The sequence below is a fragment of the Thiothrix sp. genome (genome assembly GCF_028714775.1).
Lineage (GTDB): Bacteria > Pseudomonadota > Gammaproteobacteria > Thiotrichales > Thiotrichaceae > Thiothrix.
On the sequence record NZ_JAQTLS010000004.1, the window covers coordinates 178,330 to 189,429 of the forward strand.

An 11,100-nucleotide genomic window follows, 5' to 3' on the forward strand; every position below is an offset into this window, starting at 1 on the left:
GGGTCGGGCTTTAGCCCGACGCTGGCAACAGTAGCCGTTCTAAAATCTTTTGGTAGATGATGGAGAGTGCGTTTAGGTCATCAACCGCAACGCACTCGTTGATTTTGTGGATGGTTTTATTTACAGGCCCCAGCTCCATAACCTGCGCCCCGGTGGGTGCGATGAAGCGCCCGTCTGACGTGCCCCCGGACGTTGACAGTTCCGTTTCCACCCCATTCACTGCTTGGATGGCAGCAACCCCCGCAGATACCAAATCCCCGCGCGGTGTTAGGAATGGATTGCCCGAAAGCGTCCACACCAATTCATAGTTCAGTCCATGCCGCTGGAAAATCGCCTCGACCTGTTCGCGCAAGCCGTTTTCTGTCTGTTCGGTGGAAAAGCGGAAGTTGAACTCTACGGTCATGGTTCCCGGAATCACATTATTCGCGCCCGTCCCTCCCCGGATATTGGAAATTTGGAAACTGGTCGGTGGGAAAAACTCATTACCCCGATCCCATTCAATGCTGACCAGTTCTGCCAGTGCAGGCGCGGCGCGGTGGATGGGGTTATCTGCCAACTGCGGGTAAGCCACATGGCCTTGCTGCCCAATCACGGTCAGTACGCCATTGAGGGAGCCGCGCCGCCCGTTTTTCACCACGTCCCCCACGCAACAAGTGCTGGAAGGTTCGCCGACCAGACACCAGTCGATTTTCTCATTACGTGCTTCCAGCGTTTCCACCACTTTGACCGTGCCGTTGATGGAGGGGCCTTCTTCGTCGCTGGTGATCAGGAAGGCGATGGAGCCTTGGTGCTCGGGGTGTTCGCGCACGAAATTTTCGCAGGCAACAGTGAAGGCGGCAATGCTGCCTTTCATGTCCGCCGCACCACGCCCGTAGAGCATCCCGTCACGAATTTCCGGTTGGAAGGGGGGGCTATCCCATGCATCTAGCGGGCCAGTTGGTACGACATCGGTATGTCCGGCAAAGCAGAACACCGGGGAGGCAGTACCGCGCCGCAGCCATAAATTATCCACGTCATCAAAGCGCAGGTGTTCGGCAACGAAACCTAGCGGCTCAAGACGCTCCGCCAGTAATTGTTGGCAACCTTCATCCAGCGGGGTGACGGAGGGGCGTGAAATCAGGTCGATAGCGAGATCGAGGGTAGCGGACATCAAGGGGAATCCTTGTTTTAGTTTTGAAATAGCTGGCGGTAAGTATCCGGCGCAAAGCCAACAATGTGCCGTGTGCCAGTATCCAGCAGCGGACGTTTGATGATGGAAGGTTGCTCTTCCATCACTACCAGTGCAATGGCTTCATCCATGTGTTCGCGGGTTTCTTCCGGCAGTTTGCGCCAAGTTGTGCCTTTGCGGTTGACCAGCGTTTCCCAGCCGAATTCGTCTACCCAAGCTCGTAGCCAAACGGGATTTACCCCATCTTTGCGGAAGTCGTGGAAGGTGTAAGCAATGCCGCGCTCTTCCAGCCATGCGCGGGCTTTTTTCACCGTGTCGCAATTGCGGATGCCGTACATGACTGTCATTTGTCGTACCACTTGTGGTAAGCGCGGCGTCTGCCTGCGCGTTGGATAATCACGCCGACGATACGGTTCATGCCGCTGATTTCCATCGCTTCGTAAGCTTCATTGAGAGCAACGAGGATGTATTTGCCGTCGATGATGCGTAACTGGCGGAAAATGTATTCGTCTTTGTCGTCGATGGCGAATACATACGCGCCGTCACGCACAATGCCGGTCGGGTCGATGATGATGATGCAACCTTTGGCGAATTCCGGTTCCATGCTGTCGTCAATGACTTGCAGGGCATAGGGTTCGTTTTCGGAACAATTGCCTTCGGAACTCATGTTGTGCTTGAAGTCGGGCTGGGCAGCAGCATTCAGGCTTTGCTTGAAGGTTTCAACGTTGATGCGGGTTTCGGACATCTTATGCCTCCACGGGGGTGTTGCGGCTGAATTCGCTGGCAATGACGTGGCGTTGCGGTTCATACCAATGCAATTTTTCATGCAAGTTGACGACTTCGCCGACGATGGTCAGGGTGGGGGCGCGTACCCCGCTGTCTTTCACCAGTTGCGGCAAGGTGGCGACCGTGCCGATGTGGACGCGCTGGTTGCGGGTTGTGCCTTGTTCGACCAGAGCCGCAGGGGTGTCGCCGGAACGCCCAAATTCCTGCAATTTTTGGCTGATGACTTCGATACCCGTTAGCCCCATGTAGAACACGACCGTTTGGTTCGGCTGGGAAAGTTGCGCCCAGTTGAGGTCAATCGTGCCGTCTTTCAAATGCCCGGTGGCGAAGGTGCAAGATTGCGCATAATCGCGGTGGGTGAGCGGAATTCCGGCGTAGGAAGAACAGCCAGAAGCAGCAGTAATGCCCGGTACGACTTGGAACGGCACGCCGTTTTCCGCCAGCGTTTCGATTTCTTCGCCACCACGCCCGAAAATGAACGGGTCGCCGCCTTTGAGGCGCAACACACGTTTGCCTTGCTTGGCGAGTTCCACCAGCAAGTCGTTGATTTGCTCTTGAGGCACGGCGTGGTTGGCTTTTTCTTTACCGACGTAAATGCGTTCGGCGTTTTGGTTTGCCATGTCCAAAATCGACTTGGAAACGAGGCGGTCATAGACCATTACGTCGGCTTGTTGCATCAGACGCAGCGCTTTGAAAGTGAGTAAGTCCGGGTCGCCGGGGCCTGCACCGACCAAATACACTTCGCCCATGGTTTGTCCGTTGGGGTAATTGCTGAGCATTTCTTCCAGCAAGCGGCGTGCATCATTCAAATGTCCAGCGTAAACCAGTTCGGCGAACGTGCCTTTGAGCGCTTGTTCCCAGAAACCTTTGCGCTGTTCTTCGGGCAGGCGGGCTTTCACGATGTCGCGGTATTCTTCGGTGATGCCTGCGAGTTCGCCGCATTGCGAGGAAATCATCGTTTCCAAGCGCATCCGCAGTTGCCGCGCCAAAACAGGCGATGCGCCGCCGGTGGACACCGCCACGATCACGGGCGAGCGGTCAACCACGGAGGGCACGATGAAACTGCACAGTGATTGGTCATCGACCACATTCACCGGGATATTGCGGGCATTGGCAAGGCTGGCGACATGCGCATTCACGCTCGCGTCATTGGTGGCGGCAATGATGAGGAATTGGCCTTCAATGTCGCCATCTTCAAATGCCCGCGCATGGTGTTGGACGTTCTGCCCACTGATAGTGATGTCCATTTCTGCTGTGATGTGCGGGGCAACCAGTGTCACGCTAGCGCCCGCTTTGAGCAGGCTGTCGACCTTGCGTTCGGCTACTTTTCCACCGCCGATTACGAGGCAATGGCGGTTGTGGAGGTCGAGAAAGACAGGAAAACGATCCATTTATCACCTAAAACTGGGTTATTTGCCGCGTTTCGGGCGGCTTTCGTAGTGAACAACACCCTTAACGAGTTCGCCATACGGGAAATCGGCAATGTTAACGTATTTTGACAGCCCGATGTTGACCAAATCGTAGATGTCTTGCACTGCCTTTGCCCCCGCCAGTGCAGGAAACAGGTGCAGTTGCAGGGCTAATGTGCCGCCTGCTTGCACCTTTAATTCCTTGTTGTGCGGTAAAGGGCCGTCAATGAAGGTTTCGTGCAGGGCAAAACGGGACTTTTCGCGCAAGGTATTGAGGAAGGCAGTGCAGTTGGCAAGGCTAGTTTCCACGCGGCAACCAACACCTTCCCGCGTGGCGAGCAGGAAGCGTTCTTGGCGGCTGCAATCGCAGCGGCGGTTGTTGATGGCCTTCTCGAACACGCAACGCTTGGCGTTGATTTCACGATAGACCGCGCGGAATTGGTCTTCATCCATACGTGGGGCAGCTTACTTTTCCCATTCCATCAGGATGGGTTTTTCGCGGGTTTCGTGCAGGTTTTCTTCCGCTTCCAATTGGTTGGCAGCGAATACCAGTTTAACGATGGCTTTGTCACCCGGCTCCAGTTGCGCCCGCAGGCTGCGGGATAGGTCGCGGGCTTCCTTGTAGGTTTCGCACGCTTGCTGCATGTCCAGATTTTTGATCATCGGGTTGGGTTGGGTAATTTTGAAGACGTAGTAGGGCATGGTGTCTACCTATTGCAATAAAAGTTTTGCGAGTGCCAGCAAGGGGTCAGTGATGGGGGCGAGGCGCTTGCGCATCACCGAGCCGACTGAATCATTGCCGCCGAAAAACGGGATGAGGGAATCTTCCCCAACCTGTGCCAATATCAGCATGGCCTTAAATAGGGGCAAAGTGGCAGCATTCAAGTTATCCACTACCGCTTTCAGGTCGGGTGGTGCATCGTTGCTGCAATATTCCTCTGCCCGCTGCAAAGCCGTGCTGATTTCGCGTACACCCCGGTATTCGGGGAAGGGTAAGGCGAAGTGTGCGCCAATCGCAATGAATAGGGAAATCACCACATCTTGGTCGACGGGTTTTTCCAGCGCCAATTGTAGGGCTTTGAGCCAGTTTTGCCCGTGGCTGTCGAGCAATTCGCAGAAAGCACGGGCATAAGGGTTACTAGATGCATCCAATGCTGCCAGTTGTTGGCTGATTTCTGCGTGGTGTCGGTTGGGTTTTGCAGGTAACGGGATATAAGCCGGATCAGCATAGAGGAAACCGACGTAAAACGGGTTTTTGCGTTTGGCGCGGTTCCAGAGTTTTTCACGCTCTTCGGGCGGGATCAGTTCACCTTGCAGGCACAGGCGCACGCTGTCGACCACATCGAGTTGCACTTCCTCGAAGGGGAGGAATTCGAGCAGGTAAGCGGCGAGTTCCTTACCTAATGCTCCCGCTACCACGTCCGGTTTTTCCAGCAAACGGCGGGCATTGTGGGCGCTGGGGCTAGCCCACCATGCGCGGCGGCCTATTTCGTGAGAAAGCGAGGGGGCGTGGACGACGGCGACTACGGCTTCGGGTTCTCCCAGTAACAGCATTTGTTCGAGGTTATTGCGGGTATGCCCCATGCGCGTCCAGCGTTGCAGGAACATCGGGTAGCCGCCGGGCGAGCCGGTGATTTTCATCGACAATAATTCGCGTACCCAGCGCAGGTATTGTTCGTCGCGGGTGGTGGGGTTGAGGCGTACCTTGGCTTCACCTTTTTCCGTCAGGGCGTGGACGGTCATGGTCGACTCGTTAATGCGGATTGCCTGCAAAGGTTGCGCAAGTAAGACATTGAGCCGCAGGTTGTCTTCGTTGGAAAGCTGCAAGGTGTGTACCATTTCCCCAGATAATGACTCAAGATTATCGGAGGATGGGAGTCGCAAGCCAATAACCCTGTTGTGGTAGGCGACCTAAACGAATGTCGTGGCCTTTCCTACCCCAGCCGCTTGATCAGCTTCTGGATGTCTTTATCGAATGATTGGATGCTACTGCCTTCTTGCTGGGAGCGGGTGAACAGCAGTGCATCCACAATATCAACATTGTGTGCGGCGAAAATCTCCAATGCCTGAATATAGTGGTCATACTGCGGTTGATACAGGCCAGCATAACTCAATACTGCGCTGAGTTTGTCGGCAATCAGCGGGCGCGGGATTTCATACACTTTCAGCAGCACATACACACACTCAATCAGTACGCCTTCGGTGATCGTGCCTTGGGTTTCGCCCTGTTGGAGCGGCTCAAGGATGGTGCAAGCGCGTTGGTACAGTGCCTCATTGTCTGCCAGTAAATACCGCAGGATGACATTGGTATCAATGAGTTGCATATTGCTCCCCAATAACGGCACTCCAAGCCATATCGGTTTCTTTCTCTACGTCCACGTTAGGCTTGACATAGTCCCGCAAGCTGCCCGCGACCGATTTAACTGGCTCAATGCGTACCTGCCCATTGACCAAGATCAGGCGGATGCGCTCGCTGCCCAATGCCTGCCGGATGTACTTGGGTAGGGTGATTTGTCCTTTGGCGGAAATTTTTAGGGTGTGCTGTTGTGCAAGCATGATTCCTTACCTCCGTAAGATAGTTGGAATCATTGTTGCATGGTAGGAATTGAATGGGCAAGTACCGCTTTTCCTGCCCATCCTTTCATCCTGAACATCCCAGTTCAAAACATTCCTGCTACGCCTGACTGCACTCCTTAAAAATCCGTGCCGTACACGTTGCACACGTTGACCTATCCAACTTCTGGTAAATCGCGTGGATCGCCGCCGCTTTGGACTGGAAGATATTCCGCGCCCCGTCTCGGTCGAAGCATTCACAGGCTTCCAGCGCATCCCACAAGCCTTCCTTGACGTTGATCAGGTACAAGTTGCCACCGCGCAGTTGGCGGGTGACTGCCTCTTTGAATAAGGCGTGGCTACCTTGCAAGTCGGCGAAATTGATACCGTCGCAGATGATGGCGAGGTGTTTTTGCTGTGGGGATTCGGCGCGTATTTTGCCAAACTTTTCTTCCAAATGGCTGACTGAGCCAAAGAATAGCGAGCCGTCAATGCGCAGGAAACGCAGTTGCGGGCATTGGGTCAGGCTGGTTTCGCTGGAAAACGCCCGGTTGGGCAAGTTCTTGTCTGGTGTACGGGTTATGATCTGTGGCTTCGAGACTTTTTCCAGATACAACACCAGCGACAACATCACCCCGAGGAAAATGGCGAATTCAAGGTCAAGGAATAGTGCCCCAAAGAAGGTGACTGCCAGCACCACGGTTTCGCGGCGGGAAAACTGGATGATTTCCCGGATTTCGTGCCAGTCAATTAGCCCCCACGATACCAAAAACAATACGCCCGCCATCGCTGCTTTGGGTAAGTAAGCCGCATACGGTGCAACCAACACCACGACGAACATCAGCAACAACCCGGCAAGTACTGCGGCTATCGGGGTTCGCGCTCCGGCTTCGTAATTGACGCCCGTGCGGTTGAATGAGCCAGTCGAAACGTAGCCGGAAAAAAACGCCCCAGCGAGGTTGGACAAGCCCTGCCCAATGAATTCTTGATTGCCATTGATGCTGTAACCACCGCGTGTTGCCATTGCCCGCCCGATGGAAACGGCCTCCGTCAAGGCAAACAATGTCACAGCTAACGCCGCAGGAGCCAGCATCTTAATGTTTTCCAGCGTCAATGAGGGTGCGGATAATGGTGGGAAAGAATCTGGCAATGCCCCAACTGTGGCGATATGGGTAACAGCAACACCTAGCCATGCATTCAGTGCCACGCTCAATAAACTGCCGACCAAAATGGCGATGACCATGTAGGGCAAGCGTTTCAGCCAGATTTTTGCCGCAATCCCAGAAAATAGGGTTGCCGAAGCAATCAGCACTGCATACAGGTTGACGCCATCCAGATGTTGGCTGAAACGCAGTAACAGGTCGGTCAGATGCCCGCCGTTGTCCATTTCCACGCCGAAAAAGTGCTTCAACTGTTTGGCAGCAATCAGGATTGCAGCCCCGGCAGTAAAGCCGACTACCACCGAATGGGAAATAAAGTTGACCAGTGCGCCCATCCGGGCTAGCCCCAACGCCAATTCCAATACCCCGACCATGAAGGTTAAGGTTAATGCCAGTGTCACATAATCCGCTGACCCCGGTGTGGCGTGAATGGAAAGGGCAGAAAACAACACCACCGAAGCAGCAGTGGTTGGCCCTGAAACCAGATGGCGCGAAGAGCCGAACAGTGCTGCAACGATAGCGGGGATCATGCCTGCGTACAGGCCGTATTGCGGTGGCATTCCGGCGATGGTGGCAAAAGCCACGCCTTGCGGCAGCACTACAATCGCGCCCGTCAGGCCAGCGATCAGGTCAGCCCGCAGGTCACGCCCATTGACGCTGGGTAGCCAGTTCAGGAATGGCAACAGCCACCCCCACGGAGAAGGAATTACTTGGGTATTCATTGAATTAAGCCGTGTTGTTTTATTTGGTGGTAAGGGTCATGTGAGGGGCAGGGGAAATAACCGCAGGTGGCGGTGGAGGTTGCAGGCGTTTTTCCTGCTCGATCTTAGCCAGTACCCGTTGCAGGTTGGCTTTTTTGTCGTCATCGCTCAGGTAATCGCCTTCGTATTGCATGGCTAACCCGTTGAGAATGCGTTTTAGGGCTTCGGATAAGGTGTGCATGATTGCTCCAGATAATCGTTATGTTCACAACCTCCAATGCAAGCCCTGTGCCAGTATTTTCCTTGAATTTAACCTATTGTTTAAATTGGTAATAATGGTGTTTTGCCAAAGCGTGACGGAATGTCCAAATGTTGCAGCCTGCAACAGCATTTTATCTGCTTACGCCAAGTCATTGCTTTGATTGGGATTGCTTTCCCCGTGCTAAGCTGTTACAAAATGAAACGCACTGTTGCAAGCTGAAATAGCCCGATTCCATGAGCAGCCTCCACCGTAAAATTACCCTCGCTTTCGTTGCCCTCGCTGTTTTGATGGCGGTATTGGCGGCGTTTGCCTTCTTGGATTTGCTGTTTCTGGAATACAGGGTAGAGCAAGGTATGACAGTGACCAACCTTGAAGCGACGGTTCAAGACATGCGCCGCGAAGAAAAAAACCTGTTCCTGTACCATGACGCCACCGCAGGGCGTGATGCCGACAAGCTGGCAGCACAAGCCCTGCATTGGTTGGACGATGCGCCGGAAGCATTGTTAGCGGTGGGCAACCCGACACAAATCCGCCAATTGCATACCCTCCTGCAAGATTACCGCGCCTTATTGTCCAAGTATCGGCAGCAAATACCCGCTGACAGTACGCTGGAGACCCGTATCCGCGACCAAGGCCACGCCGCTTCGCAAATTGCTGAAAGCCTGTTTGTGAATGAACGCCAGTCCTTAAAACAAGCGATTGCCAATGCAAAATGGGCGCAAGCTATCGGCGTGGCGGTGCTGGCGGTGTTGTTGCTGGGGGTAGGGCGCCTGCTGGCTCGTTCGGTCGTTGCCCCGATGAAACGCCTGATTGAAGACCTCAATCCTATCGCTGAAGGGCGCTTTGACCGTTTGGAACTTACCTCCCGCAATACTGAAATGACCACCTTGCGCAGCGCTTTCAACCGCATGTTGGACGAACTCGAAGCCCGCCGCCGCCGCCTGATCCAGTCCGAAAAGCTCGCTGCCCTCGGCGTCCTCGTCTCCGGCGTTGCCCATGAACTCAACAATCCGCTATCGAACATTTCCTCTTCCTGTCAATTATTGCTGGAAGAACTCGACACCGCCGACCACGACACCCTGCGTGATTGGGCGAGCACCATCGACAGCGAAACCGAACGCGCCCGCCGCATCGTTGACGCCTTGCTGGATTTCGGTCGCCGCCAAGAACCGCGCTTTGAAGCCATCAACCTCGCTGATTTGATGGAACGCACCCTGTTGCTGTTACGCGGGCAATTGCGCAAGGGCGGGGTAACGGTGGAAAACCACATCCCGCTCGACCTTGGCCTGCAAGCCGACCCGCAGCGCTTGCAACAAGTGTTCATCAACCTGTTGCGTAACGCGGCGGAGGGCGGGGAAAACCTCACCATTCACATCCACGCCAATTCATGCAGCCTGTCGGGTTCGCCATTCCCACCCGGTGCGACGGTGGTCGGCGAACTCGGTTGCCAGTTACGTAATTCGCAGCCAATGATCGAAATCAGCATTAGCGACAACGGTTCCGGTATTCCGCCCGACAAGCTGCCGCGTGTATTCGAGCCGTTTTACACCACCCGTTCCCCCGGTCATGGCATGGGCTTGGGGCTTTATATCGTGCAAGAAATTGTGCAGGAACACGACGGTTGCATCGCCATCGCCAGCGAATTGGGGCAGGGAACCCGCGTGGTGATACGCTTGCCCTGTGGAGGAAAACACCCATGAACCCACGCATCTTAGTCGTCGATGATGAACCCGTTGCGGTCAAAAATCTGGCTTACGCATTACGCAAAAACGGCTACGACGTAACCACCCGTGAAAGCGGTACGGGTGGGTTGGAAGCCTTGCACAGCCACACATTTGACGTGATCCTCACCGATTTGCGCATGGAACGGGTGGATGGCATGGCGATCCTCAAACGCGCCATCGAAACCGACCCGGACATCGCGGTGGTGTTGATCACTGCCCACGGCACGCTGGATTCGGCGGTGGAAGCGATGAAAGCGGGCGCCTTCCATTACATTGCCAAACCTTTCCGGCTCGACGAAGTGCGCAGCATCGTTGCCAACGCCCTGCAACTGGTGCAACTCAAACGCGAAAACCGCGCATTGCGGGCGCAGGTCAATAGTGGCTTGCACCTCAATGCTGGCTTGGTGACGCAAAACCCGTCGATGTTACGTTTACTGGAAACGGCGCAACAAATCGGCAGCACCGACACCACCGTGCTGATCAGCGGCGCAAGTGGTACGGGCAAGGAATTGCTGGCGCGTTACATCCACACCCACAGCAAACGCCGCAAGGGAGCATTCGTCGGGGTTAATTGCGGCGCATTGCAGGAAGATTTGCTGGCAAACGAACTGTTCGGGCATGAAAAGGGCGCGTATACCGGCGCGGCTGATGCCCGCCCCGGCCTGATCGAAACGGCTAACGGTGGCACGTTATTCCTCGACGAAATCGGCGAAATGTCGTTGGCAATGCAGGTCAAACTGCTACGGGTGGTGCAAGAACGCGAAGTGCAACGCTTGGGGGCGCAGACTGCCGTGCCCGTGGATGTACGCCTGATTACTGCCACTCACCGCGATTTGCGTGCCGAAGTCGCTGCTGGGCGCTTCCGCCAAGATTTGTATTTCCGCTTGGATGTGGTTGGTTTGCACCTGCCACTGTTGGCAGAACGGCGTGAAGACATTCCGTTGCTGGCATTCTATTTCCTGCGCAAACACGCGCTGCGCATGGGGCGTGAGGTGGATAATATTGCTCCAGCCGCAATGTCCTTGCTGTTGGGTTACGGCTACCCCGGCAATGTCCGCGAGTTGGAAAACTTGATCGAACGCGGCGTGGCGCTGGCGCGTAGCAAAGAGTTGGGCGAGGCGGAATTGCCGGAAGCTTTGGCGCAACAAGCCATCCACACCCTGCCGGACGCGCAAGGTGACTTGCCGAGCTTGGTGCAGCGTGAGGAGGAATACGTCCGCTACGTGCTGGAACACTGCGACGGCAACCGCACGCGGGCAGCGCAAATTCTTGGCATTGACCGCGTGTCGCTCTGGCGCAAGCTCAAGAAGTATGGGCTGGCGGAAGGCGAGGAATAG

General features: G+C 55.1%; 13 protein-coding genes. 2 read left to right on the forward strand and 11 right to left on the reverse strand.

Annotated features, from left to right (window positions below):
• Nucleotides 1-10: 10 nt before the first annotated feature.
• The 11 genes from dapE to PHE17_RS05085 form a co-directional block, all read right to left on the reverse strand.
• The gene (gene dapE, locus PHE17_RS05035) at nucleotides 11-1,150 is read right to left on the reverse strand and encodes a succinyl-diaminopimelate desuccinylase (protein WP_301014723.1); all 1,140 of its coding nucleotides are present in this window, start codon (nucleotides 1,148-1,150) and stop codon (nucleotides 11-13) included.
• A gap of 17 nt (nucleotides 1,151-1,167) precedes the next feature.
• Entirely contained in the window at nucleotides 1,168-1,515 is a 348-nt protein-coding gene (locus PHE17_RS05040; protein WP_301014724.1) for an ArsC family reductase, read from the reverse strand.
• A complete protein-coding gene (locus tag PHE17_RS05045) occupies nucleotides 1,512-1,913 on the reverse strand; it encodes a S24 family peptidase (protein WP_301014725.1) in 402 nt (133 codons plus the stop codon). Before PHE17_RS05045 ends, PHE17_RS05040 begins: the two co-directional genes overlap by 4 nt.
• Before the next feature lies 1 nt (nucleotide 1,914).
• Nucleotides 1,915-3,345 carry a siroheme synthase CysG gene (gene cysG, locus PHE17_RS05050; protein WP_301014726.1) on the reverse strand — a complete coding sequence of 477 codons (1,431 nt, stop codon included), beginning with the start codon at nucleotides 3,343-3,345 and terminating at the stop codon, nucleotides 1,915-1,917.
• Nucleotides 3,346-3,363: 18 nt separating this feature from the next.
• Entirely contained in the window at nucleotides 3,364-3,816 is a 453-nt protein-coding gene (locus PHE17_RS05055) for a hypothetical protein (protein ID WP_301014727.1), read from the reverse strand.
• A gap of 12 nt (nucleotides 3,817-3,828) precedes the next feature.
• A complete protein-coding gene (locus PHE17_RS05060) occupies nucleotides 3,829-4,065 on the reverse strand; it encodes a hypothetical protein (RefSeq protein WP_301014728.1) in 237 nt (78 codons plus the stop codon).
• 9 nt (nucleotides 4,066-4,074) lie between these two features.
• Nucleotides 4,075-5,247 (reverse strand): hypothetical protein, encoded by a 1,173-nt coding sequence (locus tag PHE17_RS05065; protein ID WP_301014729.1) that lies wholly within the window; start codon nucleotides 5,245-5,247, stop codon nucleotides 4,075-4,077.
• 50 nt (nucleotides 5,248-5,297) lie between these two features.
• On the reverse strand, nucleotides 5,298-5,687 hold the full coding sequence (locus PHE17_RS05070) for a PIN domain-containing protein (RefSeq protein WP_301014730.1): 390 nt from the start codon (nucleotides 5,685-5,687) through the stop codon (nucleotides 5,298-5,300).
• Entirely contained in the window at nucleotides 5,674-5,919 is a 246-nt protein-coding gene (locus PHE17_RS05075; RefSeq protein WP_301014731.1) for an AbrB/MazE/SpoVT family DNA-binding domain-containing protein, read from the reverse strand. Before PHE17_RS05075 ends, PHE17_RS05070 begins: the two co-directional genes overlap by 14 nt.
• A 118-nt stretch (nucleotides 5,920-6,037) precedes the next feature.
• Nucleotides 6,038-7,798, reverse strand: coding sequence for a SulP family inorganic anion transporter (locus tag PHE17_RS05080; RefSeq protein WP_301014732.1), 1,761 nt, complete (start codon nucleotides 7,796-7,798; stop codon nucleotides 6,038-6,040).
• 19 nt (nucleotides 7,799-7,817) lie between these two features.
• The gene (locus tag PHE17_RS05085; protein WP_301014733.1) at nucleotides 7,818-8,018 is read right to left on the reverse strand and encodes a hypothetical protein; all 201 of its coding nucleotides are present in this window, start codon (nucleotides 8,016-8,018) and stop codon (nucleotides 7,818-7,820) included.
• A 254-nt stretch (nucleotides 8,019-8,272) separates the two neighbouring features.
• On the opposite strand from PHE17_RS05085, the gene PHE17_RS05090 reads away from it, so the two are divergent.
• Nucleotides 8,273-9,739, forward strand: a complete 1,467-nt coding sequence (locus tag PHE17_RS05090; protein WP_301014734.1) for a HAMP domain-containing sensor histidine kinase — start codon at nucleotides 8,273-8,275, stop codon at nucleotides 9,737-9,739.
• Nucleotides 9,736-11,100 (forward strand): sigma-54 dependent transcriptional regulator, encoded by a 1,365-nt coding sequence (locus PHE17_RS05095; protein ID WP_301014735.1) that lies wholly within the window; start codon nucleotides 9,736-9,738, stop codon nucleotides 11,098-11,100. The genes PHE17_RS05090 and PHE17_RS05095 overlap by 4 nt, the downstream gene beginning before the upstream one ends.

Excerpts from the sequence above, each read along its gene's own strand:
- dapE (WP_301014723.1), bottom strand. The coding sequence starts at position 1,150 with ATGTCCGCTACCCTCGATCTCGCTATCGACCTGATTTCACGCCCCTCC.
- PHE17_RS05040 (WP_301014724.1), bottom strand. The coding sequence starts at position 1,515 with ATGACAGTCATGTACGGCATCCGCAATTGCGACACGGTGAAAAAAGCC.
- PHE17_RS05045 (WP_301014725.1), bottom strand. The coding sequence starts at position 1,913 with ATGTCCGAAACCCGCATCAACGTTGAAACCTTCAAGCAAAGCCTGAAT.
- cysG (WP_301014726.1), bottom strand. The coding sequence starts at position 3,345 with ATGGATCGTTTTCCTGTCTTTCTCGACCTCCACAACCGCCATTGCCTC.
- PHE17_RS05055 (WP_301014727.1), bottom strand. The coding sequence starts at position 3,816 with ATGGATGAAGACCAATTCCGCGCGGTCTATCGTGAAATCAACGCCAAG.
- PHE17_RS05060 (WP_301014728.1), bottom strand. The coding sequence starts at position 4,065 with ATGCCCTACTACGTCTTCAAAATTACCCAACCCAACCCGATGATCAAA.
- PHE17_RS05070 (WP_301014730.1), bottom strand. The coding sequence starts at position 5,687 with ATGCAACTCATTGATACCAATGTCATCCTGCGGTATTTACTGGCAGAC.
- PHE17_RS05075 (WP_301014731.1), bottom strand. The coding sequence starts at position 5,919 with ATGCTTGCACAACAGCACACCCTAAAAATTTCCGCCAAAGGACAAATC.
- PHE17_RS05080 (WP_301014732.1), bottom strand. The coding sequence starts at position 7,798 with ATGAATACCCAAGTAATTCCTTCTCCGTGGGGGTGGCTGTTGCCATTC.
- PHE17_RS05085 (WP_301014733.1), bottom strand. The coding sequence starts at position 8,018 with ATGCACACCTTATCCGAAGCCCTAAAACGCATTCTCAACGGGTTAGCC.
- PHE17_RS05090 (WP_301014734.1), top strand. The coding sequence starts at position 8,273 with ATGAGCAGCCTCCACCGTAAAATTACCCTCGCTTTCGTTGCCCTCGCT.
- PHE17_RS05095 (WP_301014735.1), top strand. The coding sequence starts at position 9,736 with ATGAACCCACGCATCTTAGTCGTCGATGATGAACCCGTTGCGGTCAAA.